The 24599-nt window shown below is 69.5% G+C and carries 28 protein-coding genes; 13 read left to right on the forward strand and 15 right to left on the reverse strand.

All coding sequences use genetic code 11. The annotated features are described in order from the left end of the window. Nucleotides 1-10: 10 nt before the first annotated feature. From IE307_RS11220 to IE307_RS11230, 3 genes are read left to right on the forward strand one after another with little or no spacing between them, the layout of a single operon-like run. Nucleotides 11-379, forward strand: coding sequence for a DUF2784 domain-containing protein (locus IE307_RS11220; protein ID WP_191297844.1), 369 nt, complete (start codon nt 11-13; stop codon nt 377-379). Further along, nucleotides 339-1016, forward strand: coding sequence for a TrmH family RNA methyltransferase (locus IE307_RS11225; protein WP_191297845.1), 678 nt, complete (start codon nt 339-341; stop codon nt 1014-1016). The genes IE307_RS11220 and IE307_RS11225 overlap by 41 nt, the downstream gene beginning before the upstream one ends. Nucleotides 1017-1041: 25 nt before the next feature. Next, nucleotides 1042-2139 (forward strand): glycoside hydrolase family 76 protein, encoded by a 1098-nt coding sequence (locus IE307_RS11230; RefSeq protein WP_191297846.1) that lies wholly within the window; start codon nt 1042-1044, stop codon nt 2137-2139. On the opposite strand, the gene IE307_RS11235 is transcribed toward IE307_RS11230, so the two are convergent. Together IE307_RS11235 and IE307_RS11240 are read right to left on the reverse strand one after the other, a co-directional pair. Continuing rightward, nucleotides 2129-2860, reverse strand: coding sequence for a sugar phosphate isomerase/epimerase family protein (locus IE307_RS11235; protein WP_191297847.1), 732 nt, complete (start codon nt 2858-2860; stop codon nt 2129-2131). The genes IE307_RS11230 and IE307_RS11235 overlap by 11 nt on opposite strands. Further along, on the reverse strand, nt 2854-3828 hold the full coding sequence (locus tag IE307_RS11240) for a LacI family DNA-binding transcriptional regulator (RefSeq protein WP_191297848.1): 975 nt from the start codon (nt 3826-3828) through the stop codon (nt 2854-2856). The genes IE307_RS11235 and IE307_RS11240 overlap by 7 nt, the downstream gene beginning before the upstream one ends. A 34-nt stretch (nt 3829-3862) precedes the next feature. Between IE307_RS11240 and IE307_RS11245 the strand changes: the two genes are divergently transcribed. Genes IE307_RS11245 through IE307_RS11260 form a run of 4 tightly spaced genes read left to right on the forward strand, consistent with a single transcriptional unit; the run spans nt 3863 to nt 7922 of the window. Beyond that, nucleotides 3863-4708, forward strand: coding sequence for a PfkB family carbohydrate kinase (locus IE307_RS11245; RefSeq protein ID WP_191297849.1), 846 nt, complete (start codon nt 3863-3865; stop codon nt 4706-4708). Nucleotides 4709-4719: 11 nt separating this feature from the next. After that, nucleotides 4720-5307 carry a nucleoside/nucleotide kinase family protein gene (locus IE307_RS11250; RefSeq protein WP_229904619.1) on the forward strand — a complete coding sequence of 196 codons (588 nt, stop codon included), beginning with the start codon at nt 4720-4722 and terminating at the stop codon, nt 5305-5307. A 46-nt stretch (nt 5308-5353) separates the two neighbouring features. Beyond that, nucleotides 5354-7471: an ATP-binding protein gene (locus IE307_RS11255; protein ID WP_191297851.1), complete on the forward strand. Its 2118-nt coding sequence runs from the start codon at nt 5354-5356 to the stop codon at nt 7469-7471. Nucleotides 7472-7517: 46 nt separating this feature from the next. Continuing rightward, nucleotides 7518-7922, forward strand: coding sequence for a peptidase inhibitor family I36 protein (locus IE307_RS11260; protein WP_191297852.1), 405 nt, complete (start codon nt 7518-7520; stop codon nt 7920-7922). Nucleotides 7923-7926: 4 nt separating this feature from the next. Here IE307_RS11260 and IE307_RS11265 read toward each other — a convergent pair whose 3' ends face one another. Further along, complete coding sequence (locus IE307_RS11265; protein ID WP_191297853.1) at nt 7927-8595, reverse strand: DedA family protein; 669 nt, start codon at nt 8593-8595, stop codon at nt 7927-7929. 156 nt (nt 8596-8751) lie between these two features. On the opposite strand from IE307_RS11265, the gene IE307_RS11270 reads away from it, so the two are divergent. Beyond that, on the forward strand, nt 8752-10128 hold the full coding sequence (locus IE307_RS11270) for an FAD-binding oxidoreductase (protein ID WP_191297854.1): 1377 nt from the start codon (nt 8752-8754) through the stop codon (nt 10126-10128). On the opposite strand, the gene IE307_RS11275 is transcribed toward IE307_RS11270, so the two are convergent. From IE307_RS11275 to IE307_RS11305, 7 genes are all read right to left on the reverse strand, one after another. After that, on the reverse strand, nt 10125-11540 hold the full coding sequence (locus tag IE307_RS11275) for an amidohydrolase family protein (protein ID WP_191297855.1): 1416 nt from the start codon (nt 11538-11540) through the stop codon (nt 10125-10127). The genes IE307_RS11270 and IE307_RS11275 overlap by 4 nt on opposite strands. Nucleotides 11541-12277: 737 nt before the next feature. After that, nucleotides 12278-12994 (reverse strand): DedA family protein, encoded by a 717-nt coding sequence (locus IE307_RS11280; protein WP_191298347.1) that lies wholly within the window; start codon nt 12992-12994, stop codon nt 12278-12280. 23 nt (nt 12995-13017) lie between these two features. Continuing rightward, nucleotides 13018-13212 carry a hypothetical protein gene (locus IE307_RS11285; protein ID WP_191297856.1) on the reverse strand — a complete coding sequence of 65 codons (195 nt, stop codon included), beginning with the start codon at nt 13210-13212 and terminating at the stop codon, nt 13018-13020. Between the two features lie 4 nt (nt 13213-13216). Further along, nucleotides 13217-14368, reverse strand: coding sequence for an N-acetylglucosamine-6-phosphate deacetylase (gene nagA / locus IE307_RS11290; RefSeq protein WP_191297857.1), 1152 nt, complete (start codon nt 14366-14368; stop codon nt 13217-13219). Continuing rightward, on the reverse strand, nt 14368-15276 hold the full coding sequence (locus IE307_RS11295; protein ID WP_229904620.1) for an ROK family protein: 909 nt from the start codon (nt 15274-15276) through the stop codon (nt 14368-14370). Before IE307_RS11295 ends, nagA begins: the two co-directional genes overlap by 1 nt. A gap of 129 nt (nt 15277-15405) precedes the next feature. Beyond that, entirely contained in the window at nt 15406-15924 is a 519-nt protein-coding gene (locus tag IE307_RS11300; protein ID WP_191297858.1) for a GNAT family N-acetyltransferase, read from the reverse strand. A gap of 9 nt (nt 15925-15933) precedes the next feature. Further along, nucleotides 15934-16497 carry a SigE family RNA polymerase sigma factor gene (locus IE307_RS11305; RefSeq protein ID WP_191297859.1) on the reverse strand — a complete coding sequence of 188 codons (564 nt, stop codon included), beginning with the start codon at nt 16495-16497 and terminating at the stop codon, nt 15934-15936. 40 nt (nt 16498-16537) lie between these two features. On the opposite strand from IE307_RS11305, the gene IE307_RS11310 reads away from it, so the two are divergent. Further along, nucleotides 16538-16819, forward strand: coding sequence for a YciI family protein (locus IE307_RS11310; protein ID WP_191297860.1), 282 nt, complete (start codon nt 16538-16540; stop codon nt 16817-16819). On the opposite strand, the gene IE307_RS11315 is transcribed toward IE307_RS11310, so the two are convergent. Then, nucleotides 16809-17660 (reverse strand): SDR family oxidoreductase, encoded by an 852-nt coding sequence (locus IE307_RS11315; protein WP_191297861.1) that lies wholly within the window; start codon nt 17658-17660, stop codon nt 16809-16811. The genes IE307_RS11310 and IE307_RS11315 overlap by 11 nt on opposite strands. Nucleotides 17661-17704: 44 nt before the next feature. Beyond that, the gene (locus tag IE307_RS11320; RefSeq protein ID WP_191297862.1) at nt 17705-18631 is read right to left on the reverse strand and encodes an aldo/keto reductase; all 927 of its coding nucleotides are present in this window, start codon (nt 18629-18631) and stop codon (nt 17705-17707) included. 38 nt (nt 18632-18669) lie between these two features. Here IE307_RS11320 and IE307_RS11325 point away from each other — a divergent pair, with 38 nt between their 5' ends. Further along, entirely contained in the window at nt 18670-19443 is a 774-nt protein-coding gene (locus IE307_RS11325; protein ID WP_191297863.1) for an LLM class F420-dependent oxidoreductase, read from the forward strand. Here the strand turns inward: IE307_RS11325 and IE307_RS11330 are convergent. Continuing rightward, a complete protein-coding gene (locus IE307_RS11330) occupies nt 19433-19717 on the reverse strand; it encodes a DUF427 domain-containing protein (RefSeq protein WP_191297864.1) in 285 nt (94 codons plus the stop codon). The genes IE307_RS11325 and IE307_RS11330 overlap by 11 nt on opposite strands. A 157-nt stretch (nt 19718-19874) precedes the next feature. On the opposite strand from IE307_RS11330, the gene fbaA reads away from it, so the two are divergent. Continuing rightward, nucleotides 19875-20909 (forward strand): class II fructose-bisphosphate aldolase, encoded by a 1035-nt coding sequence (gene fbaA, locus IE307_RS11335; RefSeq protein WP_191297865.1) that lies wholly within the window; start codon nt 19875-19877, stop codon nt 20907-20909. A 49-nt stretch (nt 20910-20958) separates the two neighbouring features. On the opposite strand, the gene IE307_RS11340 is transcribed toward fbaA, so the two are convergent. Then, the gene (locus IE307_RS11340) at nt 20959-21786 is read right to left on the reverse strand and encodes an SDR family oxidoreductase (protein ID WP_191297866.1); all 828 of its coding nucleotides are present in this window, start codon (nt 21784-21786) and stop codon (nt 20959-20961) included. 84 nt (nt 21787-21870) lie between these two features. Here IE307_RS11340 and IE307_RS11345 point away from each other — a divergent pair, with 84 nt between their 5' ends. Beyond that, on the forward strand, nt 21871-22242 hold the full coding sequence (locus IE307_RS11345; protein ID WP_191297867.1) for a winged helix-turn-helix transcriptional regulator: 372 nt from the start codon (nt 21871-21873) through the stop codon (nt 22240-22242). Here IE307_RS11345 and IE307_RS11350 read toward each other — a convergent pair. After that, entirely contained in the window at nt 22222-23337 is a 1116-nt protein-coding gene (locus IE307_RS11350; RefSeq protein ID WP_191297868.1) for a hypothetical protein, read from the reverse strand. The genes IE307_RS11345 and IE307_RS11350 overlap by 21 nt on opposite strands. A gap of 342 nt (nt 23338-23679) precedes the next feature. On the opposite strand from IE307_RS11350, the gene IE307_RS11355 reads away from it, so the two are divergent. Then, nucleotides 23680-24090 carry a DUF3151 domain-containing protein gene (locus IE307_RS11355; RefSeq protein ID WP_191297869.1) on the forward strand — a complete coding sequence of 137 codons (411 nt, stop codon included), beginning with the start codon at nt 23680-23682 and terminating at the stop codon, nt 24088-24090. The last annotated feature ends 509 nt before the right edge of the window (nt 24091-24599 follow it).

Genomic DNA, 24599 nt, shown 5'->3' on the forward strand with positions numbered 1-24599 from the left:
GGTGGTGCGAATGGCTGGATTCTTCGCCGAGGCGGTCGTGGCGCTGCACTTCACGGTGCTGGCGTTCCTGCTCGCGGGTGGTTTCCTCGCGTGGCGCTGGCGGTGGGTCATCTACCCGCACCTGGCGATGGGCGCGTGGGCCGTGCTGAGCATCGTCACGCCGACCGTGTGCCCGCTCACGGTGTGGGAGAACGACCTGCGGGCCATGGCCGGGATGCCGGTGCTCGAGACCGGGTTCATCGACCACTACATCGACGGCGTCTGGTACCCGGAGAGCGCGTCGATGCTGGTCCAGCTGGTGCTGGGGACGATCGTGATCGTCTCGTGGATCGGCTTCTATGCTGGTCACCGTGCTGCTCGAAGGCTTTCACGCTGTTAAGCACGCTTTGCGCTTCGGCGCCGGCGTGCACCCGCTGATCACGACGGACCTCGCCGCCGCGATCAGCCTCGCCGAGACGCACGCACCTGATCTGCGCGAGCGGTTCGAGGCCGCCACCGAGGTGGACCAGAACCACTTCAAGCTCCGGGTCGGCCGCACGCACCCGACGGGCGTGGCCGGGTTCGCGGAGCAGCCCGACCTGCCGTTCGACCGCGGCGCGCCGGTCGTCCTGCTCGACAACCCGCGCAACCTGGGCAACTTCGGTGCCGCGATCCGAGTGGCCGCCGGCCTCGACGCAGGTGGCGTGATCTCGACCGGTGACGTCGACCCGTGGCACCCCAACGTGCTGCGCGGATCTGCCGGCCTGCACTTCGCGCTGCCGGTCGCCAAGGTCACGAGCCTCGACTTCGCCGGTGAGCTCATCGCGTTCGACGCGGACGGTGACCTGCTGAAGGGCCCGATCCCCGACGACGCCGTGCTGGCGTTCGGCTCGGAGCGCCACGGGCTCTCCGACGAGGTCCGGCGCAAGGCGACCAGGATCGTCCGGCTGCCCATGCGCGAGAAGGTCAGCAGTTACAACCTGACAACTTCTGTGGCCATGGGCCTGTACCACTGGGCGATTCACCGAGCTTCTTGACCGGTCAAGCACGCACCATGATCTGGTGGCGATCGCGAAACTGCTGGCAGCGCGCGCGGGTGTCGCAGAGCGCGCCGTGTACTCCAGGCACCTCCGTCGGGTCTGGGGTGTGCCGGGCACGCTCCTGGGTGCGAGGGCGTGGCCCCCGCTGTTTAAGGACAAGATCCACACGAGCTTCAACTACTGGTGGCAGGCGCACCTGCTCGACTGCCTGGTCGACGGTTACCTGCGCTCGCCCAGCGAGCTGCGCAAGGCCGCCGTGGCCAAGGTCGTGCGGGGCATCCGGGTCCGCAACGTCCTGGGCTGGACCAACGACTTCTACGACGACGTCGCCTGGCTCGGCCTCGCCCTGCAACGCGCCCAGAACGACGTCGGCATCGCGAAGCCCAAGGCGCTGAACGCGATCGCCGAACGGCTGCGCGACGGCTGGACCGATCACGCCGGCGGTGGCATCTGGTGGAAGCGCAACGACGACTTCAAGAACGTCCCCGCGAACGGCCCGGCGGCGATCTTCCTGGCCCGCCAGGACGAACGCACCGACCTCGCCCGCGCGCGGTCCATCGTGGACTGGGTCGAGGACAACCTGATCGACCCCGGCAACGGTCTCGCGTGGGACGGTCTGCACGTCCACCCCAACGGCGAGATCCGCGAGTACGAGAAGAACATCTACACGTACTGCCAAGGCGTTCTCATCGGCGCGTGCGTCGAACTGGCGAAGCACGGCCAGGCCGAGAAGTGGCTCGACAAGGCCGCCCGCACGATCACCGCGGTGCACGACGACCTGGCGACCAACGGCGTGATCAAGGGCCAGGGCGGTGGCGACGGCGGCCTGTTCGCGGGAATCCTGACGCGCTACCTCGCCCAGGCCGCGCTGACCATCCCCGACCTCGACCCCGACCGGGCCGTGACGGCGGACCTCGCCAGGGAACTCGTGGTGCAGTCGGCGGAAGCGGCGTGGACCAACCGCGTGATGGCCGTCAGCGGGCCGTTGTTCGGTCCGGAGTGGACCGTGCCGGCCGACGAGGGCGAGGGCCGCGACCTGTCCGTCCAGCTCGGTGGCTGGATGTGCCTGGAGGCGGCCGCCCTGCTCGAACGGCACGGCCTGGACGTCGCTACTGCCTGATCCAGCCCAGCAACGCCTTGGCGTCCTCGCGGAACCGCTCCGGCGAGTCGTCGAGCACGAACTCCAGCAGCGCGTTGCGCTCGATCCCGTCGCGCGCGAGCTCCGTGAGCACCGGCTTCCACAGGTCACGGCGCTCGGCGAGGGGCAAGCGGTCCTGGAAGCCGCCGGGGCCCCACGAGAAGACGTGGGCCGTCACCGGTTCCAGCGTCCGCACCTCGTGCACGGCCGAGAACACGTCCTGGCCGCCGCTGGGCTGCCAGTACGACACCACGCCGTCGACCTCGTCGAGCAGCTGCACCGTCGAGTCGAGCGTGTCGGTCAGCGTGTTCCGGTGGTACTCCAGTGCGATCTTCGTGCCCATCGCCTCGGCGTGTTCGACGGCGTGCCGCAACGCCTCGACCACCGGCCCGCGGTCGGGGCACTCCTGCGACCCGGCCGTGCCCGCCCAGACCCGCACGAACGGCGCGTCCAGTTCGGCCGCCGTCTCGAGGATCGGCGCCAGGTCGGCCCGGTCGGACACGCCGGCGCGGTAGTACGACCCGTACGCGGCGACCTTCAGGCCGGTGTCGAGCGCCCTGCGCGCCGCCGCGAAGTCACCGGGCGGCACGTGCACGTCGCCGCCCCACTCGACGGCCTGCAGCCCGCACTCCGTCGCGAGCTCACCGATCTCCTCGACCGTGAGCTGACGGAACGTCACCGAGACGAGCCCGGGGATCAGCATCCGCAGGACTGCCTGTGCATGAGGGAGGGCGAGAGCCGGATGGTCTCCGGAGCCCTGTCCGGGTCCGCGATCCGGGAGAGCAGCAGCTTCACCGCGGTCCGCCCGATCTCCTCGACCGGCTGGGCCAGGGTGGTGAGCGGCGGTTCGATCAACGTGGCCCACTCGACCTCGTCGTAGGCGACGACCGCCAGGTCCGTGCCGAGCTTGAGACCGCGGGCGCGCAGTTCGTGCAGCATGCCGACGGTGACGAGGTGGTCCGCCGCGACGACGGCCGTCGCCGGGTCGTCCTGGTCGAGCAGCGGCGCGAGCCAGCCGCTCTGCGAGACCAGCGCCTCGTCCCACTTCAGGCCAGCGCGGCCGAGGCCGAGGCGGTAGCCGAGGATGCGCTCCTCGGTCGTCGCCACGCCCGCCTTGCCGCAGACGATGCCGATCCGCCGGTGACCGAGTTCAGCCAGGTGCCTGACCAGGCCCGACGTGGCCTGCACGTTCTCCGGCCCGACCTGGTCGATGTCCTTGGCGACGGTCAGCCGGTCGACGAGCACGGTCGGGATGTTGAGTCTCTTGAGCTCCGGCAGCACGAGGCTCCCGCCGCCGGCCGAGGGTGTGAGCAGCAACCCGTCGACTCTTCGCGAGCGCAGCATTCTGACCGCTGTCTGCTCGGACTCGGGGGTGTCCCTCGTGTCGATCAGCACGAGCGAATAGCCGCTGCGAGTCGCCTCGGACTCGATGGCGGCGATCAGCTCGGCGAAGTACGGGTGGGAGACCAGCGACACGGCGAGGCCCAGCGACTTGGTGCCGCCCATGACCAGCGAACGCGCGATGGCGTCCCCCGTGTACCCGGTCTCGTCGATCGCCTTCTGGACGCGCTCGCGCGTGTCCCCGGCGACCGGCCTCGTCTCGTTGATCACGTGTGACACCGTGGTGATGGAGACCCCCGCGAGAGCCGCGACATCCCGCATGGTGACCATGACCAGGGACCATACCCGTTTGGAGGAAGCCCTGATGGCAGCCGTGCTGTGTGTCGGGCTCACAACTCTCGACGTGACCCAGCGGGTGGACGAGTTCCCCGACGCCGGGCAGAAGATCCGTTCGCTCGGCGCGGTGCTGTCGCCCGGCGGTCCCGCCGCCAACGCGGCCCGCGCCGTCGCCGCATTGGGTGGAAGGGCCTCGTTGCTCACCGCTCTGGGTGCTGACGCACTGGGTGATTTCGTGCGCGCTTCCTTGGATCCGGTCCAAGTGACCGCCGTTGCGGGCACGACGCCCGTGAGCATGGTCGTCGTCAGAGACGCTGATGGGGAGCGCACGGTCGTGTCCCGCAACGCGTCGGTGCCGGTGATCGCGCCCGATTTGACCGAACTCCTCGCCGCCGCGGACGTGCTGCTCTTGGACGGACATCACGACGGCCTGGCATTGCCCGCCGCCCAACAGGCGAAAGCTCTCGGATTGCCTGTGGTGCTCGACGCCGGGAGCTGGAAACCTGTCCTCGATCACCTGTTGCCGCTGGTGGACGTGGCCGCCTGCTCCGCCGGGTTCGAGCGGTCCGAGGCCGAGGTGCACTCGTACGGGGTGCCGCTGGTCATTCGCACGCAGGGTGCGAAGCCGGTCACCTGGTCGCGGAACGGCTCTGCCGGAGAGCTGCCCGTGCCCGCGGTGGAGGTGAAGGACACGAACGGGGCCGGTGACGTCTGGCACGGCGCGTACGCCTACGCGCTCGCGTCGGGGGCGGACCCGGTGGACGCCATCGGCTTCGCGTCGGAGGCGGCCGCCGTTCGCGTCGGTGCGGTCGGGGACTGGGTTGAGAGGCTGGCAGGGTGGCAGGACAGCAGGTCAGGTTCGACGAGCTGCTAGAGCGGGCTCGCGTGCTCACCGATCAGGGTGAGCGCAAGATTCTCGGCATCAGCGGTGCACCCGGTTCCGGCAAGTCGACACTCGCGCGGCGGCTCGTCGAGGCGCTCGACGGCCAGGCCGTGCTGGTCGGGATGGACGGCTTCCACCTCGCGCAGAGCGAGCTCGAACGGCTGCGGCTGGTCGAGCGCAAGGGCGCGCCCGACACGTTCGACATCCCCGGTTACGTGGATCTGCTCGGCCGGATCAAGGCGTGCGGGCCGGACATGATCTACGCACCGGAGTTCCGCCGCGAGATCGAGGAACCGATCGCGTGCGCCGTGCCGGTGCACCCGGACGTCCCGCTCGTCGTCACCGAGGGCAACTACCTGCTGCTCAACTACGACAAGTGGAAGCGCGTCCGGATCATCCTGGACGAGGCGTGGTTCCTGTTCATCGACGAGGACGTGCGCGTGCAACGCCTGATCGACCGCCATCTGCGGTACGGGCGCACCCTGTCCGAGGCCGAGGAACGGGTGCTGCACGGCACCGACCACGTCAACGCGCTGATGGTGAACTCGTCGAAAGCGTCCGCCGACCTGCTCATCACCGAGGTGCTCTAGACAACCGCTTCGGCGGCGTGCGCGCGATCTCTCCTGGGGGATGAGAGTGGACTCTGCGCTGGGCTTGTTGTTGCGCCGGCACCGGATCGCCGCCGGTCTGACCCAGGAGGCGCTGGCCGAGAAGGCCGGCCTCAGCGGTCAGGCCGTCGGTGCCCTGGAACGCGGCGACCGCCGTCATCCGCACCGCGAGACGGTGCTCAGGCTCGCCGGCGCGCTCGGTCTGGGCGCGGACGACCGGGCCGAGTTCGCCGCGGCCGCCGCCCGCACGCCCCGGCCCCGCTGCGAGGCGTCCGCACCGGTCCGGCAGCTTCCCGCCGCGCCCGTGCGGTTCGCCGGACGCGAGGCCGAGGTCGCCGAGCTGACGGGCCTGCTGGAGCGGTCGGGGGTGGTGGTCGTCGCCGGCATGCCGGGAGTCGGCAAGACCTCGCTCGCGTTGCACGTCGCCCACCGGCTGGCGGAGCGCTTCCCCGACGGCCAGCTCTACCTGGACCTGCGCGGGAGCGTGTCGCCGGAGGACGCGCTGGGCCGGCTGTTGCGCGCGTTGGACCGGCCTGACCACGGCGGCACGCTCGCCGAGACCTCCGCGCGGCTGCGGTCCGCGCTGGCCGGCCGGCGGGTGCTGCTCGTGCTCGACGACGCGGCGACCGCCGCCCAGGTCGAGCCGTTGCTGCCCGGCACCGTCGGCAGCGCTGCGGTCGTGACCAGCCGCCGGGCCATGGACACCCTGCCGCAGGCCCACCACCTGCGGCTCGACGTGCTGCCCGAACGCGAGGCGCTCGACCTGCTCGCGGCCTACGCGGGACCCGAACGGACCGCCGACGCCTCCGCTGCCGAGCAGGTCGTGGAGCTGTGCGGACGGCTGCCGCTCGCCGTCCACCTCGCCGGAGCGCGGCTCGCGTCCAGGCCCGCCTGGCCGCTCGCGCACCTCGCCCGGCGCCTCGCCGTGCGCAGGCTCGACGAGCTGGACCGCGACGACGCGGGCATCCGGGCGAGCTTCGCCGTGTCCGTCGACCAGCTCGACCCGGACGACCAGACCGCCTTCACGCTGTTCGGCGTCTTCGAGGACGTCTCGCTGCCGGTCGCCGCCCGCCTGCTCGACGTGGACTCCCTCTCCGCCGAGCTGGTGCTGGAACGGCTGACCGACCTGCACCTGCTGCAGGCGACGACGCCCGGCCGGTACCGGATGCACGACCTCGTCCGGACCTACGCCCGCGAGCAGCGCGCGGACCCCGAGGCGCTCGGCAGGGTCGCCGACCTGTTCGTCGCGGTGGCGTGGCGGTCGGTGGCGCTGGCCGTGCCGCACAGCCTCCGCGGGACCTGGGCCGACCCGGCGTGGGCCGCGGGAGCACCGGACTTCACGACGGCCGCGGCGGCGTTCGCGTGGCTCGACGAGCACCGTGCGCACCTGTCCGACCTCTGCCGCACACCGGGTGTGCCGGCTCCCGTGCTGGTCAGGCTCGCCATCGGGCTGTTCCCGTACTACCTGAGCCGGGGTCACCGCGAGGACTGGGCCGAGATGTGCGGGCTGGCGTTGCTGCTGGCGAGCGACCCGCGGGCCCGGGCCATCGTCGAGATGGACCTGGGGGTCGCGCTGCGGGACGCGGGCCACCTGCGCCGCAGCCTGGCCCAGTTCCGGGCGCTGGGCGACACCGACGGCGTGGCGGTCTGCCTCACCAACCTCAGCGAGGTGCTGGAGACCGTCGAGACCGGTGAGGAGAGCCTCGCTCTCGCTCGCGAGCTGGGGCTGAGGTGCGTGGAGGCCGCGGTCCTGGAACAGCTGGGCAACGCCTACGGCAAGACGGGCGACCACGCGCGCGAGCTCCGTTGCTACGAGGACAGCCTGCGGCTCAGTTCTCTCGAGGGCGACGATCGGGCGTGTGCGGGCGTGCTGCACCGGATCGGCGCCCTGCACCGGCGGTCAGGCCGGACCGGGGACGCCGCGACGGCGTTGGGGCGGAGCCTGCACCTGTTCCGCGAGGGTGGCGACCCGGCGGGTGAGGTGGCGTGCCTGGAGGAGCTGGGACTGGTGCACCTGCTGCGCCGGGACCGGGTGGCCGCGGCCGAGACGTTGCGCCGCGGGCTCGGCATCGCCGAACGGCACGGCGACCTCGGGAGGCAGGCGAGCCTGCGGCAGCACCTCGCGAAATGTGGAGGTGCTTCGTAGAGGTTGTCGCTGTTGGGGTCCTTGCTTTCTCGCAACCATCAACGACATGAACAAGTTCACGAAGAAAGTCCTGGCCGGGGCGATCGCCGCCGTGGCCGTCCTGGTCGCCACGCCCGCCGCCTCGGCCGCGGCGCGTGACGGCGTGTGCAACACCAACGAGTTCTGCCTGTACTGGGCCCCCGAAAGCCTCGGTTCGCTGTCGGACTTCACGACGTCGATCGGGAACTACGGCACCTCGCAGCCGACGTGCTACGAGTTCAGGACGCCCGGCCTGCTCGGCTACGGGGAGTGCATCAAGAACAACGCGGCGTCGGCGTGCAACAAGCGTTCCAAGGCCGTGCGCGTCTACTTCAACAGCTACCACGAAGGCGTGTACGACACGATCCCCGCGAACGCCTGCAGGGAACTGTCCAAGACCTTGTTCGACAACGCGTCACACCTGTTCCTCTGACACGTCAGCCGGCCTGGGGGTGGCTGACGTGTTCCAGGTCCTCGCTCGACTCGTCGATCGGCTTCGCCATCTCCTGGCGGTAGCGCCAGATGCCCCAGCCGGTGCCGCCCAGGAAGAAGGCGATGCTGACGACGATCGCGGCGGTCTCGAGCCAGGGGAGCTGTTGCAGGATGCCGGCGCCGTAGTAACCGGCCAGCACCAGCGTCGGGACCCACGCGATGGCGCCGATGGTCGTGGCGAGCGTGAACCTCCGGAGGTCCATCCGGGCCGCGCCCGCGATCATCGGTGCCAGGGTCCGGATCCACGGGATCCAGCGGGCCAGCACGACCGCCCAGAACCCGCGGCGGTCGAGGAAGTCGCCGGCGCGTTTCAGGTTCTGCCTGTTCAGGACCTTGCCGCCCTTGCGGGCCAGCACGCGCGTGCCGGTGCCGCGGCCGATGAAGTACCCGACCTGGTTGCCGACCACGGCGACGATCAGAGCCGCGAGGGACAGCAGCCACGCCGACAGCTCGCTGTTGTGCGTCGCCAGCACCACGCCGGCGGCGAACAGCAGCGAGTCACCGGGCAGGAACAGCCCGAAGATGAAAGCGCACTCGACGAAGATGAAGCTCAGCACGATGAGCCAAACGGCCACCGGGCCCGCGGTCTCCAGCGAGGCGAATGCGTGCGCCACGGTGAACCACCCTACGTCGTGCCGTGCGGATGGCAGGGCGACATCGGGCCAACGGGTGGGCGAAATCTGGATTGAGCACGCCGGGTCACGGCGTGAACACCTCTACGCGGAATTCACCATCGAGTCGACCAGGCGTTTCCCGCTAGCGTGGCCAGCATGGAGACCTTGCTCGCCGAACTCCGCGCCGCAGTGGGTGACTCCGGCGTCCTGACCGACGCCGACGTCACCGCGAGCTACCAACGCGACATGATGCCGTTGGCACCGCACGGCAGTCCGTTGGCAGTGGTGTTCCCGCTGAACACCGAGCAGGTCCAGGCGGTGGTCAGAGCATGTGCGAGCCACCGCGTCCCGATCGTCCCGCGCGGAGCCGGCAGCGGCCTGTCCGGCGCCGCGAACGCGATCGAGGGCTCCGTCGTCCTGGTCACGACCAAGATGAACGCGATCGTCGAGATCGACACCGACAACCGCCTCGCCGTCGTCGAGCCCGGCGTGGTCAACCTCGACCTGCGCGGTGCCGTCGAGAAGCACGGCCTGTTCTACCCGCCGGACCCGAGCAGCTACGACTGGTGCACGATCGGCGGCAACCTCTCCACCAACGCGGGCGGCCTGTGCTGCGTGAAGTACGGCGTGACCACCGACTCGGTGCTCGGCCTGGAGGTCGTGCTGGCCGACGGCGAGGTGCTGCGGACCGGCCGTCGCACGGTCAAGGGCGTCGCGGGCTACGACCTGACCAAGCTCTTCATCGGCTCCGAGGGCACGCTGGGTGTGATCACCAAGGCCACCCTGGCGTTGCGCCCGCTGCCGCAGGCCCCGGCCACGCTGGTCGCCGCGTTCGGCACCACGGCCCTGGCGGGTGCCGCGGTCAGCCGGATCGTCCGCGAGGGCCTGGTGCCGTCGCTGATGGAGATCATGGACCGCACCTCGATCGAGGCCGTCGAGGCCTATCTGAAGACCGAGATCGGCGCCGGTCCCGGCTGCGCGGCGTTGCTGATCTGCCAGTCCGACGCCGGTGGCGAGCAGGCGCGCAACGAGCTGGCCAAGATCGAGGAGATCTGCCTGGAGGCCGACCTCGTCTACTCGACGCACGACGTCAACGAGGGCCGCGACCTGCTGACCGCGCGCCGTGCCGTGCTCACGGCGTTGGAGATCTACGGCTCGTGGCTGACCGACGACGTGTGCGTGCCCCGCACCCGCATCGCCGAGCTCATCCAGGGCTGCGAGGACATCTCGGAGGAGGTCGGCCTCAAGATCGCCGTCGTCGGCCACGCGGGCGACGGCAACATGCACCCGACGATCGTCTACGACCCCGCGGACGCCGACCAGTTCGCGCGCGCCCAGAAGGCGTTCGACGACATCCTCGCGCTGGGGCTGTCGCTCGGCGGCACGGTGACCGGCGAGCACGGCATCGGCAAGATCAAGCGCGAGTGGCTGGCCGAGGAGATCGGGCCGGTCGGCCTCCGGGTCCACCGCGAGATCAAGGGCGCGCTGGACCCGGAGAACCTGTTCAACCCCGGTTCGATGTTCAGCCTCTAACAACAGGCCCGCTGGGGCGTGGGGAACGGCTCCTGAGCCGCCTTCTCCACGTCCGCCAGCATCTTCCGCCGTTCGGCCGGCCCGAGGACCCTTCCGCGGGTCAGCACGGTGTGGATGCGTTGCGTGTTGCGGATGTCCTTGAGCGGGTTGCCTTCCAGCACGACGAGGTCCGCCTTCTCACCGGGCCGCACGGTGGCGTTGCGGGTGCCCGCGTCCAGCGCGGCCTTCGGCGACAGGCCCGCCTCGACCAGCAGCCGCAGCTCGTCGTGCACGGAGAAGCCCGAGAACGAGTACGGGTTGCCCGCGTCCGTTCCGACCAAGACCTCGACGCCGTGGCCGTGCATCTCCGCCACCTGCTCTTGGCGGTGGCGGAAGAACTCGGCCTGCTGCCGGATCTCCCGCTCGGTCACGGGGGCCCAGCTCTTCAGCTGCTCGAGCCACAGGTCGCGGTAGAACACCGGCATGTACTTCATCCGCGGGTCGTTCGCGAACCGGTCGGCCGGGCTGGAGTAGACCTGCATCGCGACCATCGTCGGGCAGAGTGCGGAGTTGTTGCGCCGCAACCGTTTCGCCAGGCGGACGGCCTTGCTCCCGCTGTGCGACAGGGCGGCTTGGCGTTCGAACTCCAGCACCTGCTTGAACCACGCGAACGAGTTCGCCGGGTCGAGTGGCAGCGTCGCGATCGCTTGGCGCAGCTGGGTTTCTCTTGTGCTCGTTGCCAGGGACAGCCCGTACATGTGCTCGAAGGTGCGCTGTCCCAGGTCGCTCGCGTCGCCCAGTGGTACGTGGTTCGAGCAGTGTCCGGCGAAGGTGATGGTTTGCTTTTCGCACTCGTCCGCGATGGCGGTGAGCGTGGGGCGGTCCAGGTAGGAGTAGACCTTCACGAAGTCGGCGCCCTGTGTTTTGGCGTCCCGCACTGCCTGTCTGCCCTCTTCTGGAGTGCTGACGATCAGTGCGCCGGGCAGGGTCGAGTGCGGGCCGTCGATGATCGTGCTGCCGACTGTCAGCCGCGGACCTGACACCTCGCCGCGGTCGATCCGGTCGCGGAGGTCGTAGATCGGTGGGAAGCCCCACATCTCGCGGATGCCCGTGATGCCGTTGGCCAGGCAGAGCGGCAGCGTGATCCGGTCCAGGAAGGCGCCGTGCACGTGCATGTCTGTTAGGCCGGGGATGATGAACTTGCCGGTGGCGTTCAGGATCGTCGAGCCGCGTGGGAGGGGCAGGTTGTGGCCCACGGCTTGGATTTTGCCGTTCGCCAGGACGATGGTCGTGTTCGGCCGTGCCCCGGACGAGTCGATCAGTGTTGCGCCTCGTACTGCGGTGATGGGTGTGGAGGCGTTGGCCTGGTTCGGGATCAGGGTGATGGCGGCTGTTGTTGCCAGTAGTCCCAGCACTTCGCGTCTGGTGGTCATGTTGGTCAACCAACACCTTGACGTTGCGTGAGACTCAAATCTTTTCTAGTGGTTCGCGTGCGTCGGAGGCCTATGGGGGGCTGGGCCTCCCGTGGTCTGGACCACTGGGAACTTAGGGTGGAGTCTGGGTGGGGGCTCATGCCGGGACTTTGGGTTTGAGGGTCGGGTTGCGTTGGTTGTTGCCGGTTCCAGCGGGGTTGGTTGCGTTCCCTGGGAGTTGGTTGCGTTGCGTTGGTGGTTGCGCGGGTCGGGACGAATCACGGGGTGGCGATTGGGGCTTGACCTTGAGCCTCTGGCGGGGTGCTTGACGGCCGGAAAAGCCGGGCTGAAAAGCGCCCGGCCGTGCCCGATGAGGGGTAGCACCCCGCCCCTCAAGGTCAAGCCCCAATCGCAGGAGCGGGGTGCACCGCTGCCCAGTCGTTAGAGTTCGGACGGCTCGCTTCGCGTCGCCCCTGCTTGGCGGTTCCGATCTGTTGGCTCGCACGGCTCGCTTCGCTTCGCGGTTGGTGGGGGCCTCGCCTTCGGCGTCGCTGTTCGCATGCGAAGGCCTCACCTTCTGGCACGGCATGCCACCAGCCCACCTGATGCCTGTGGGCGGGGCCTCGGCGTTGCTGTACGCGTGCGAAAGCCCATCCCGCCTGCGTGGGCATGGCTTTGGCGTCGCTGCGCGCATGCGAAGGCCCCTCCCACCTGTGGGAGGGGCCTTCGGTGTGCTGGTGTGGGTTCTGGTGCTGCGGTCAGCGTTCGACGCGCGGGATGATCTGCGTCGAGTCGTCCTGGATCTGCGCCTGCATGACCTGGGTGATGTCGTCCGCCTCGGCCTCCACCAGCGTCTTCTTCTCGCGGCGCGCCTTGATCACCTCGATGATGATCGGCACGATCGACAGGAAGACGATGGCGAGCAGGGTGATCTCGAGGTTGTCCCTGATGAAGGAGACCTGGCCGAGGAAGTAGCCCAGGACCGTCAGGCCTGCCGCCCACGCGACGCCGCCGATGGCGGAGTACGTGAAGTACTTCTTCGGGTCCATCCGGCCGACGCCTGCCATGGCCGTGATGAAGGTGCGGACGATCGGCACGAACCTGGCCATGACGATGGCGCGGGCGCCGTACTTGTCGAAGAACTCCTGCGTCTTGTCGACGTACTCCTTCTTGAAGATCTTCGACTCCGGCTTGCTGAACAGCGCCGGGCCGGCCTTCTTGCCGATGTAGTAGCCGACGACGTTGCCGACGAAGGCGCACACGGTGAGGAGTACGCAGACGAGCCAGAGCGGGGTGTCGATCGTGCCCGCCGCGACGAAGAGACCTGCTGTGAACAGCAGGGAGTCGCCCGGCAGGAAGAAGCCGACGAGGAGCCCGCACTCCGCGAAGATGATGAGGCACAACCCGATGAGCATGTACGGGCCGAGCCCGTTCAGCAGAACGGTGGGGTCCAGCCAGTCAGGGCCCAATGCAATCGTCACGGCGACAACGGTACAGGTCAGCTCAGGGTGATCACTGCCGCCACCGTGCCCGCTGCCAGGCCCAACAGCAGGGCGAGGCCCAGCACCCACCACGTGGACATGGGTGCCGGGGGTTCCTCGGTGATTGGGACAGGTGCGACAAATCCGGCATTCGTGCTGGTCGCCTGCGCTCGCAGCGCGTCGGTCACCAGTCGCTCCGGATCGTCTGCCATCCACCTAGTCCTTGACCCACTCGCCCCTGACCATCACGTCCCTCGGCTTCAATTCTGCATCGAGGACGACGATGTCCGCAGCGAGCCCGGCTTCGAGCTTGCCCGTGTCGAGGCCGAGGAGTTCGGCGCCGCGGGTCGAGGCGGCGTGGGTGGCCTCCACGAGTGACAGTCCGCACGAGTTGACGGCGTTGCGGAACGCCATGTCCATCGTGAGGGTGCTGCCGGCCAGGGAAGCGCCTCCTGCCAACGTTGGCACCCCGTCGACGACGCGCACTTCCAGGCCGCCGATGTCGTACACGCCGTCGCCCACGCTCGCCGCCGCGATGGCGTCGGTGATGAGGACGGTGCGCTGCAGGCCCGCGTGGCGCGCGGCGAGGCGGACGGCGGTCGGGTGCAGGTGCACGAGGTCGCAGATGAGTTCGACGGTGACGCGTTCGTCGTCCAGCAGGGCGCCGATCGGGCCCGGCTCGCGGTGGTGCAGCGGGCGCATGCCGTTGAACAGGTGGGTTGCCACGGATGCGCCGGCGTCGACGGCGGGGCGGACCTGTGCCTCGGTGGCGTCGGTGTGGCCGATGGCGGCGAGGACGTTGTTGTCCACGAGCTGGCGCACGGCGTGCACGGCGCCTTCTAGTTCGGGCGCGATGGTGATCATGCGGACGGTGCCCTTGCCGGCGTCGAGCAGCTTCGTCACCGAGGTCTGCTCCGGCGGGCACAGGATCGCCGGGTCGTGCGCGCCGCAGCGGGCGGCGGACAGGAACGGGCCCTCGAGGTGGATGCCCGCGACGACGCCCTCCTGGACCATTTCGGCCAGTGCGGAGACCTGGTCGGCCAGTTCCGGCACCGGGCGCGTCACCAGCGACGCCAGCAGCGTGGTGGTGCCGTGCTTGCGGTGTGCGGCCGCGGCCTTGCGGACCTTCTCGGGGTCGCTGCTGGTGAACGCGGCCCCGCCACCGCCGTGGCAGTGGATGTCGACGAAGCCGGGCACGATCGTGCCGCCGGCGACGTCGGTCGTCGGGCCGTCGGGCGCGGCGCCCTCACCGACCGCGGCGATCCGCCCGTCGCGGACGCTCACCCACCCGTTCTCGAGCACCCCTCCCGGCGTGACGACCCGACCACCGGTCAGGGTCACGTCGACTGGTCCACCCCACGTGCTCATCACGCCTCCAGCGTGTCGATGGCCAGCAGCGCCGCGCCGAGGAAGCCCGCCTCGTCGCCGAGCGCCGCGAGCCGAAGCTCCGGTCGGCGCTGGAAGGCGATCAGGCCGTCCAGCCTTTCCCTCAGGGGCTCCACCAGCAGATCTCCTGCGAGTGCGAGCCCACCGCCGAGCACCACGGCCTCCGGTCCGAGCAGCGTCGCCAGCACCAGGATCCCCCTGGCGAGCGCGTCCACGGCCTCGTGCCACACGGCGACGGCGTCCGGCTCCCCGTCGGCGACCCTGCGTGCGACTTCAGCGGCGCCGTTGACGGGGGTGCCGGTACGTGCGGTGTACCGGCGGGCGATCGCCGCGGAGGACGCCACTGTCTCCACGCAGCCGATCTGGCCACAAGCGCAGGGCACGCCGTGGCCGACGTTCACATGTCCGATCTCACCCGCGTAGCCCTCGCCGCTGTAGATCTTCCCGTCCAGCAGCAGTGCGCCGGCGATCCCGGTGCCGATGGGCATGATCACCGCGTTGCGCAGGTCCCTGGCGGCACCCATGCGGCATTCGGCCAGGCCCGCGGCGCGCACGTCGTGACCGAACGCGACCGGGATGCCCAGCCGTTCGGTCATGACGGTGCTGAACGGGAACTGGCTCCACGGCAGGTTGGTCGTGTACACGCCGACGCCGTTCGCCTCGTCCACGATGCCCGGCGCCACGATCCCCACGGCGTCGACCTCGTGCTCGGAGGCGGTGCGGAGCTCGTCGACGAGCTCCGAGATGACGGCGAGGAGGGGCTCCAGCTCACCGGGCGTCGCCCGGCGCGCGTGCTTCTCCGCCGCCACGAACTCCGGAGTGCCGGAGACCAGCGCCGCCTTGGTTTCGGTGCCACCGATGTCAACGGCGACCACGTGTCTGCGTGCCACGGGGACTGATCCTGCGGCATGGGAGGCCTATTGGTCTATACCAAGTACCGATTTGGGCGCGTGGTCTTACGAGCTGAAACCGCCCGGATCGGTCAAAACGGCGTCAGCTGGGGAAACGGGAAAGTTTACTTACTTCTGAAACGGCCGCGTGGCTGTGCGCACGTGCCGGTGCCTCTCGGCGGGGAGCAGGAGGTCCAGGACGTACCCGCACTTGACCGCCACCCGGCACGACGAGTCGTTGCCGGCCGCGTGCAACAGGTCCAGCCGGGTCACGGCGTGGACGTCGAACGCCCACTGCGACACGGCGTTCACGGCACTGACGGCGATGCCCCGGCCGCGGGCGTGAGCGGCGGTCCAGTAGCCGACCTCGGACGTGCCGTCCGGCCCCACCTTGACTACCACGTGGCCCGCCGGGGCGTCGTCGGCGATCACGGCGAAGCTGAACCGGGTCGCGGCAGCCCAGCCGTCGGCCTGCGCGTCGAGCCACCGTCCGGCGTCGGCCTCGTCGGTCAGCGAGGTGGCCAGCCAGCGGCGCAGCAGCGGATCGCGGTGCGCGGCGAGCAGCGCCGCGAGGTCGTCGGAACGCCACGGGCGCAGCAGCAGAGCCGGTGCCGCCCCGGCGGGCGGCACGGACAGGATGACCGTCACGGAGCCGGGCTAGCCCGCCATGATCTTCTGCAGGGCGTCCAGCGCACGGGAGGCCGTCGACTTCACGGTGCCCTTCGAGATGCCGGTGGCCTCGGCGATCTCCGCTTCCGACAGGTCGCCGTAGTAGCGCAGCACGAGCACCTCGCGCTGCCGCGGCGGCAGCTGCTGCAACGCCTTGACCACGGCCTGGTGCTCCGCGGTCAGCATCGCGAGCGACTCGGCCGAGCGCGCGTTCGCCACGTGCGGAGGCGTGTAGTCGCGGGCCGTCTTGCGGCGGCGCAACACACTGCGGGATCCGTTTACGACGGCCGTGCGGAGGTAACCCACGGCTGCCTGGGAGTCGCGCAGGCCCTTCCAGTTGCGGTGCAGGCCGGTGAACGCCTCCTGGACGACGTCCTCGGCGGTCGACGGCTCGTCCACGAGCAGCAGCGCGAGCCTCACGAGGCGCATGCGGTGCTGCTTGTACAGGTCTTCGAGCGTGAGGGGCCCTGCGGGAGGTCCTGCGACGCCGTCCTTGATCCGCAGGTTGGTCAGGGTGTCCTGCACGGTGCGCGGGGTGTCTTCGCCAACCACAAGGTAGGACGGTACCGGTCAGCTTCACTACGGTGGAGGCATGGCCCGCTTTGCAGTCGAATTGGTGTTCGGTCCCGACAGCGAGAAGCGTCTCGCGGTGCGCCCCGAACACCGCGAGTACCTCGCCTCCCTCGTCGAGAAGGGCGTGGTCGTCGCCTCAGGTCCGTACGCGGACGACACCGGCGCGTTGATCATCTACGAGGCCGCGGACGAAGCGGCGGTGAAGGCGATCATCGCCGCCGACCCCTACACGCCCGCGGGTGTCGCGGAGTGGACCGTCCGCGAGTGGAACGTCCTGATGGGGGCCTGGGTCACCGGGTAGCGGCCTGCCCGCCGGGCCCCACCAGGCCCGACGTGTCCGACTTCGCCATCTCGAGGTCGGCTGCCTTGATCTCCTCGACCGCCTGGCGGTCCACGACCACCGGCGTGAACGCGCGGAAGTACTTCAGGACGCCGACCCAGCCGGGGACGTGGACCGCCCTCGCCCGCTTCTCGATGCCCCTGACCACGGCCCTGCCGACGTTGCGGACGGGGTACTTCTTGCCGGCGACGCCCGGCATGCCCTTGCGCAGCTTGCCGAAGACCGGGTGCTCGTCGGCGCTGTTGACCATGTCCGTGGAGATCCACGAGAAGTACGCGGTGCCGACGTCCACGCCCAGGTGCCTGACCTCGGCCCGCAGGCTGTCCGCGAACGCCTCGCAGCCCGCCTTCGCCGCCGAGTAGGCCGCGTTGCCGGGGATGTGGACGATCGCCGCGAGCGACGACACGACCAGGCAGTAGCCGCGGCTGCGGATCAGGTGCGGCAGCGCCGTGCGGACCGTGCGCCACACACCGAGCAGGTTCACCTCGATGACCCGTTCGAACGCCTTGGGGTCCATCGAGCGTACGAACCCGGTGGCCGCGATGCCCGCGTTCGCCACCACGACGTCGATGCCGCCGAAGTGCTCCGCGACCTCGTTCACGACCCGGTCGAGCGCGTCCCAGTCGGTGACGTCGGCTTCCCACGCCTTGCCACCGGTCTGCCGCGCGACCTCTTCGAGCTGGGCCTTCTCGAGCCCGACGAGCGCGAGACGTGCCCCGCGCGCGGCCAGTTGCCTCGCCACCTCGGCGCCGATGCCCCTGGCCGCGCCGGTGATCAGTACCACCTTGCCCGTGACGTCCATGCCGTCACGGTAACGCAACCTACTCCCAGTAAGCTACTGGCAAGTTAAATTGCGCTCAGGCGGTCCACCTCGTCCTGCGTCAGTTCGAGCGTGAGCACCGGGACCAGGTCGCTGAGCTGCTCCAACGTGCGGGCGGACGCGATCGGCGCGGCCACCGTCGGCTGCTGGGCGAGCCACGCGAGGGCGACCGCGGAGACCGTGGTCGCGTGCGTCTCGGCCAGCTCGTCGAGCACTTCGAGGACCTGCAGACCGTGCTCGTCCAGGAACTTCGAGGCCGCACCCGCCCGAGCGCTCTGCACCTCGACGCCCGGCCGGTACTTGCCGCTCAGGAAGCCCTTGGCGAGCGAGGAGTAGGTCAGCGTGGCGAGGCCGAGCCGCGCGACGGTGTCCTGGAGCTCGCCCTCGAACTTGTCGCGGCTGACCAGGCTGTACTCGGGCTGCAGGGCCACGAACTTCGCGAAGCCCTCGCGTTCCTGGATCTCCAGCGCCCGCGCGAGCCGGTCGGCGGAGAAGTTGGACGCGGCGATGTGGCGCACCTTGCCGTCGCGGACGAGCTGGTCGTAGGCGGCCAGCGTCTCCTCGAGCGGCGTGTTCAGGTCGTCGAGGTGGTTGTAGTAGAGGTCGATGTGGTCGACGCCCAGGCGCTTCAACGAGCGTTCGGCAGCGCTCAGCACCGTGTCGCGCTTCTGGTTGTTGAACCCGGCGAGCATGCCGACCTTCGACGCCACCACGACCTGGTCGCGGTCACCGCGCTTCGCGAGCCACCTGCCGAGGATCGTCTCCGACTCGCCGCCGGAGTTGCCGTCGGCCCAGGCCGAGTACACGTCGGCGGTGTCGACGAAGTTCCCGCCCGCCTCCACGTAGGCGTCGAGCACGGCGAACGACTGGTCCTCGTCGGCGGTCCAGCCGAACACGTTGCCGCCCAGGCAGAGGCGGGACACGTCCAGGTCTGTGGTGCTCAAGATCGGCATACTGCGAAAGGTAGTCCGCCACGAGGATCGGGGTTCGCATGCTGGGAACGTTCGGGGTCTGGGGCTCGCACCACGAGTGGGCGGGGAGGTACGACGAGATCGAGGCGCTCGGCTACGGGACGTTCTGGATCGGCGGCTCGCCCGAGCTCACCGCGGTCGAGCAGGCGCTGGGCACCACGGAGTCGATCACGATCGCGACCGGCATCGTCAACGTGTGGCAGTCGGAGCCGGAGGCGGTCTCCGCCGAGTTCCACCGCCTCGCGAGCGACAGGTTCCTGCTCGGCGTCGGCGTGGGCCACCGCCAGATCGACCAGGCCTACGAGAAGCCCTACGACAAGCTCGTGTCCTACCTCGACCGGCTCGACGTGCCCGCCGACAGGCTGGTGCTCGCCGCGCTCGGGCCGAAGGTGCTGAAGCTCGCCGCCGACCGGACCGCGGGCGCCCACCCGTACCTCGTGCCGGTCGAGCACACGGCGGAGGCGCGCAAGGCCCTCGGCGACAAGCTCCTCGCTCCCGAGGTGACCGTCGTCGTCGACGAGGACCCGGAAGCGGCACGTGCCCTCGCGCGCGAAAAGCTCTCGTTCTACTTCTCGCTCACCAACTACACGAACAACTGGCAGCGGTACGGGTTCACCGAGGAGGACATCAAGGGCTCCGACCGGCTGATCGACGCGTTGGTCGCGCACGGCAGCCCGGACCAGGTGGCCGAGAAGCTGCGCGCGCACGTCGACGCGGGTGCCGACCACGTGGCCGTCCAGTCGCTGAACGGCCACTACGCGGAACTGGCCGGCGCCCTGGGGCTCAAGCGCTGATCTCGACGCCCTTCCAGAACGCCACATGGCCCTTGATTTGCTTCGCCGCTTCCTTAGGCTCGGCGTAGTACCAGGCCGCGTTGGTGTTCTCGGCGCCGTCCACCTGCAGCGAGTAGTAGTTCGCGTCGCCCTTCCACGGGCAGTGCGTGGTGTAGTCGGTCGGCGTCAGCACGGCCGGGTCGACGGACTCCAACGGGAAATAGTGGTTGCCTTCGACCACGACGGTGTCGTCGCTCGAAGCGATGATCTTGCCGTTCCACTGAGCAGTTGCCATGTCATCCACTATCCCCCTACCGGCGAGTAGTGCAGACCGGCTGGTCAGCTGGTACTTGATCGATCCCTCTGTGAGGGCGGCCACTGTTACGGCCCCGTGACACCGACTCGTAGGATGCGGGCTGACACCCGTTCAGGGCGCCTGAGGAGGACCACCGATGCCCATCGCAACTCCCGAGGTCTACGCGGAGATGCTGGACCGGGCCAAGGCGAACGAGTTCGCCTACCCCGCCATCAACGTCACGTCGTCGGAGACGCTCAACGCGGCTCTGCGCGGCTTCGCCGAGGCTGAGAGCGACGGCATCATCCAGGTCTCGACCGGTGGAGCCGAGTTCGCCTCGGGCACCAAGGTCAAGGACATGGTGACCGGCGCGGTCGCGCTCGCCGAGTACGCGCACGTCGTCGCCGCGAAGTACCCGGTGAACATCGCGCTGCACACCGACCACTGCCCGAAGGACAAGCTCGACGGGTACGTGCGTCCGCTGATCGCCATCAGCCAGGAGCGCGTCGACAAGGGCGGCAACCCGCTCTTCCAGTCGCACATGTGGGACGGCTCGGCCGTCGCGCTGGACGAGAACCTGCAGATCGCGTCCGAGCTGCTCGACCTCTCGGCCAAGGCGAAGCTCGTCCTCGAGATCGAGGTCGGCGTCGTCGGTGGCGAGGAGGACGGCGTCGACAACGAGATCAACGACAAGCTCTACACGACGGCGGACGACTACCTGAAGACCGTCGAGGCCCTCGGCGCCGGTGAGAAGGGTCGCTACCTGCTCGCCGCGACCTTCGGCAACGTGCACGGCGTCTACAAGCCGGGCAACGTGAAGCTGCGCCCGGAGATCCTCAAGCAGGGCCAGGACGTCGTGGCGGAGAAGCTCGGCCTCCCGGCCGGCTCGAAGCCGTTCGACCTGGTCTTCCACGGCGGCTCCGGCTCGCTGCTCGAGGAGATCCACGAGGCCGTGACGTACGGCGTCATCAAGATGAACATCGACACGGACACGCAGTACGCGTTCACCCGTCCGATCGCCGCGCACATGTTCGCGAACTACGACGGCGTGCTGAAGATCGACGGCGAGGTCGGCAACAAGAAGGCCTACGACCCGCGCAGCTACCTCAAGGCCGCCGAGACGGCCATGGGCGCGCGCATCGCGCAGGCGTGCGAGCACCTCAAGTCGTCGGGCCGCATGATCGCGGGCTGACACGCTGTGTGAGGAGGGCCCCGGCTGTGAGCCGGGGCCCTTTTGCTTGTCAGCGGAAGGCTTCCACGTTGCGCGCGACCCAGTCGGCGAACGTGCGCGGGGCGCGGCCGAGGACCTTCTCGACGTCCGGGCTCACCGCCACCTCGTCCGGGGTGGGCGACCCCAGGATGTCCAGGGTGTCGTCGGCGAGCTCGCCCGGCATCAGCTGTTCCAGGCCCGCCTTGGCCTCCGCGCGGGTGAGCTCGTGGAACCGCACGGGTTCGCCCAGCGCGGCCGCGATGACCTCCGCCTGCTGCCGCGGCGTGATCACCTCCGGGCCGGTGAGCTCCAGGACGCCGTTCCGGTCGCTGAGCAGCGCGGTCGCCGCGACCTCGGCGATGTCGGCCGGGTCGATGATCGGCAGGGCGGTGTCGGCGAACGGCGCCGCGACGGTTCGCTGTGCGCGCACGGCCTCGGCCCACCACAGCGCGTTGGACGCGAAGCCGCCCGGCCGCAGGACCGCCCAGTCGAGACCGGAGTTCCGGAGGGTGTCCTCGAGTCCGCGCAGCTCGATCCGAGTCGTGCCGAACGGCCTGGTCCGCACGCCCAGCGACGACAGCAGCACCACCCGGCGCACACCCTGTGCGGCGGCCCGTTCGACGATCTCGGCGGGGCTGGCGCCGACGGCGTGCAGGTCGCCGGACAGCAGCAGGAACAACGCCTTCGCGCCCTTCAGGTCGAGGCTCGCCGGATCGGAGAGGTCCGCCACCTGGTGCCGCACGCCGTCCGGCACCTCCGCCGCGTGCCGCGACACGGCCACCACCTGCTCGCCCGCGTCGGCGAGCGCCTTCGTGAGAGGTCGCCCGATGTTCCCGGTCGCCCCGGTCACCACGATCATGTCCAGCTCCTTCGTCGTTGTGCGGGCGACGCTAGGAACCGGGCTTACATTTCGTAAGGACGTACCTCCGGGTAAGCTCCCGACATGGCGGTCGGAGCTCAGTTCACGCGCCCTGAGAACAACGGGCGCTATGACGTGTTTCACACCAACTGCCCCGCGCGCGAGATGGTCGACCACGTCACCAGCCGCTGGGGCATCTGGGTGCTGATCTCGTTGCAGACCAACGACCTGAGGTTCTTCGAGCTGCGCGACGGCATCCAGGGCATCAGCGAGAAGATGCTGTCCCAGACGCTGCGCGGACTCGTCGAGGACGGCCTGATCTGGCGCAGGGTGGAGCCGACGACCCCGCCCCAGGTCACCTACGGGTTGACCGAGTTCGGGCGGGACGTCGGCGAGCCGCTGACCGACCTGTTCGGCCGGATCACCAGCAGGTTGTCAGCCCAGCTTGAGGCGTGAGGCGAGCATCTGCGCCTGAGGCCGGTGGATGACCGCGTCCCCGACCGTCCACAAGACCGCCAGCAGCACGGCCGTGACCGCCGCCGACGAGAACGAGATCGGCGGCCCCCACAGGAACTCCTGCTGGAACCAGATCCCCACGTACCCGACCGTCGTGACGGCCGCCGACCCGAGCACCGCTTTCGCGGGTGTCGGCATGTCGACGGCGTGCGCCGCGTCGATCGCGAGCGCCACCAGCACCAGGAACAGCGGCACGGCGGACTTCGGGAAGTCGATCCCCGCGAGCAACGGCCAGATCAGGCACCGGTAGGCGACGTACCCGGCGGCAACCGCCGTGGCCGCCCAACGCCTGTTGATGGTGCGCCGCGCGATGACCAGCACCAGCGCCGCCGCGACCAGCCCCCACACCGGGTAGACCCAGTCCGCGATGGGCAGCGCGAAGTGCACGACCGCCTCCCGCCCGACCGGCACGCCCAGCTGGTCCGCCGCGAACTGCAGCAGGATCGGCTCCGCCTCGGCCTGGCCGTTGTCCCACGCCTGCAACGCGCGCACGCCGTACTCCTGGTGCTGGTTGGGGAACCAGACGTTCTCCAGGAAGAAGAACCACAGCGCCGCGAGCCCGAGCGTCCTCGCCGTGCCCTCGGGGTACGTCTTCATCCACCCGCGGATCGCGCCGGCCAGCATCACCGCCGTACCGAGGTAGAGCAGGGCGTGCGACCCGCTCCAGCTCGTGATGTCGAGCCCGTTGACCCGGTGGTTGATGACGTCGATCGGCAGGGCGATCAGGAAGATCCCACTTCCGACCTGCATCAACCGGATCGTCAGCTTGTCGCCGCCATAGCCGGTGAACGTGTGGAACAACGTCAGCCCGACCACGATCACCGTGCCGACCGTGTTGATCAGATGCGGCGGCGCCAGGTCGTCCCTGAGCCACTTGAAGTGCCACGAGACGTCCCACGACGACCCGATCAGCTTGAGCAGAAGACCGACGAGCCACCACCGGTAGAGCTGCTTCGTGAGCACCGCCGGCGTCTCCCTGCCCGGCGCGCCCCGCTCCCAGTACCGCTCCCGGAACTGCCTTGCCCCCTGAATCATCCGAACATCATGAGCGCCGCTCGGGTGCCCATGTGGCCGGAACGCCCCTGGTTTTACCCTGATGTTTCCAATTCGTGCGCACGATGGAGTGAACGACGTTGAAGTTGTCGTGTCGGTCACGGCAAGGTGCACGCCCATGAGCTCCGAGCCCGACAGCTACAAGGCCACCACGAAGCAGCGGATCATCGCCGGCGTCCTCGTCACCGTGCTCCTCCTGGCCGTCGTGGCCGCGGTCATGAGGATGTTCGTCTAGCTCCGGTCAATTCGTCCAGCTCCGGTCAAGAGGATGTTCGTCCAGCTCGGTGTCCGGCCCCGTGCCGTGGATGCGGCACGATGGGTCCCATGGTTGAGAACCTCCTCGGGCCCGAGCCGACCCGTCTTCCCGAACGTCCCGAGGCGCAGGCCGCCGCTGACGGCGGAACTGATCCCGGGAAGATCGTTCGGGCTTATCCGGACTTTTCTGAGGCTTGGGCCCTGTTGGCCGAGCGGGCTTTGCAGGGTGGGGATCCTGTGGCGGCCTACGCCTATGCGCGTACCGGGTACCACCGCGGGTTGGACCAGTTGCGGCGGTCCGGGTGGAAGGGGTTCGGGCCTGTGCCGTGGGATCACCGGCCTAACCAGGGGTTCTTGCGGGCGTTGGGGGCTTTGGCTTTGGCTGCTCGGGAGATCGGGGAGGATGAGGAGTGGGTTCGGTGTTCCCAGTTCCTCGCTGATTCGGATCCCAAGGCGCCTTCGGCGCTTGGGTTGGTCTGAGTTCGTAGCGTTCCCGGCTTGTGTGCGGCCTGTTGCGGTTGAGTGCTTCCCCCTGGGGGCTCTGCCCCCAGACCCCCGGCAATCTGATCGGGGGGTGGCGCCGCCCGTGGGTTGATGGCACGCCTGTTTGTGCTGGGCGGCTGCCTGTTGCGTTGTTGGTTGCGTTGGCGGTGGGGTCCCGTCACAAGTCGCACCAGGAGCTGGCCACACCTGAGGGGTGAGGTCAAGTCGACGAAAAGCGTGTCGACTTGACCTCACCCCTCAGGTGCAGCAAGAGCTGTGGCGCGACTCGTGACGGGACCCCACCGCCCAGGCCTCCGGCTAAGGACCAAGGACGGCTCGCCTTCGGCATCGCGTGTGATCAGGCGTCTTCGCGCTGCCGTGCCCCGCCTCGCCCCGCCCCGCCCCGCCTCGCCCTGCCCCACCCGGCCCTGCCCCACCCGGCCCTGCCCCACCCGGCCCTGCCCCACCCGGCCCTGCCCCACCCGGCCCTGCCCCACCCGGCCCTG

Source organism: Lentzea cavernae, assembly GCF_014653695.1.
Classification (GTDB): Bacteria; Actinomycetota; Actinomycetes; order Mycobacteriales; family Pseudonocardiaceae; genus Lentzea; species Lentzea cavernae.

What these genes read in the sequence shown, in the direction of transcription:
- IE307_RS11220 (WP_191297844.1), top strand. Translation starts at nt 11, where the DNA reads ATGGCTGGATTCTTCGCCGAGGCGGTCGTGGCGCTGCACTTCACGGTG.
- IE307_RS11225 (WP_191297845.1), top strand. Translation starts at nt 339, where the DNA reads ATGCTGGTCACCGTGCTGCTCGAAGGCTTTCACGCTGTTAAGCACGCT.
- IE307_RS11235 (WP_191297847.1), bottom strand. Translation starts at nt 2,860, where the DNA reads ATGCTGATCCCCGGGCTCGTCTCGGTGACGTTCCGTCAGCTCACGGTC.
- IE307_RS11240 (WP_191297848.1), bottom strand. Translation starts at nt 3,828, where the DNA reads ATGGTCACCATGCGGGATGTCGCGGCTCTCGCGGGGGTCTCCATCACC.
- IE307_RS11245 (WP_191297849.1), top strand. Translation starts at nt 3,863, where the DNA reads ATGGCAGCCGTGCTGTGTGTCGGGCTCACAACTCTCGACGTGACCCAG.
- IE307_RS11260 (WP_191297852.1), top strand. Translation starts at nt 7,518, where the DNA reads ATGAACAAGTTCACGAAGAAAGTCCTGGCCGGGGCGATCGCCGCCGTG.
- IE307_RS11270 (WP_191297854.1), top strand. Translation starts at nt 8,752, where the DNA reads ATGGAGACCTTGCTCGCCGAACTCCGCGCCGCAGTGGGTGACTCCGGC.
- IE307_RS11275 (WP_191297855.1), bottom strand. Translation starts at nt 11,540, where the DNA reads ATGACCACCAGACGCGAAGTGCTGGGACTACTGGCAACAACAGCCGCC.
- IE307_RS11285 (WP_191297856.1), bottom strand. Translation starts at nt 13,212, where the DNA reads ATGGCAGACGATCCGGAGCGACTGGTGACCGACGCGCTGCGAGCGCAG.
- nagA (WP_191297857.1), bottom strand. Translation starts at nt 14,368, where the DNA reads ATGAGCACGTGGGGTGGACCAGTCGACGTGACCCTGACCGGTGGTCGG.
- IE307_RS11310 (WP_191297860.1), top strand. Translation starts at nt 16,538, where the DNA reads ATGGCCCGCTTTGCAGTCGAATTGGTGTTCGGTCCCGACAGCGAGAAG.
- IE307_RS11315 (WP_191297861.1), bottom strand. Translation starts at nt 17,660, where the DNA reads ATGGACGTCACGGGCAAGGTGGTACTGATCACCGGCGCGGCCAGGGGC.
- IE307_RS11320 (WP_191297862.1), bottom strand. Translation starts at nt 18,631, where the DNA reads ATGCCGATCTTGAGCACCACAGACCTGGACGTGTCCCGCCTCTGCCTG.
- IE307_RS11325 (WP_191297863.1), top strand. Translation starts at nt 18,670, where the DNA reads ATGCTGGGAACGTTCGGGGTCTGGGGCTCGCACCACGAGTGGGCGGGG.
- IE307_RS11330 (WP_191297864.1), bottom strand. Translation starts at nt 19,717, where the DNA reads ATGGCAACTGCTCAGTGGAACGGCAAGATCATCGCTTCGAGCGACGAC.
- fbaA (WP_191297865.1), top strand. Translation starts at nt 19,875, where the DNA reads ATGCCCATCGCAACTCCCGAGGTCTACGCGGAGATGCTGGACCGGGCC.
- IE307_RS11340 (WP_191297866.1), bottom strand. Translation starts at nt 21,786, where the DNA reads ATGATCGTGGTGACCGGGGCGACCGGGAACATCGGGCGACCTCTCACG.
- IE307_RS11345 (WP_191297867.1), top strand. Translation starts at nt 21,871, where the DNA reads ATGGCGGTCGGAGCTCAGTTCACGCGCCCTGAGAACAACGGGCGCTAT.
- IE307_RS11350 (WP_191297868.1), bottom strand. Translation starts at nt 23,337, where the DNA reads ATGATTCAGGGGGCAAGGCAGTTCCGGGAGCGGTACTGGGAGCGGGGC.
- IE307_RS11355 (WP_191297869.1), top strand. Translation starts at nt 23,680, where the DNA reads ATGGTTGAGAACCTCCTCGGGCCCGAGCCGACCCGTCTTCCCGAACGT.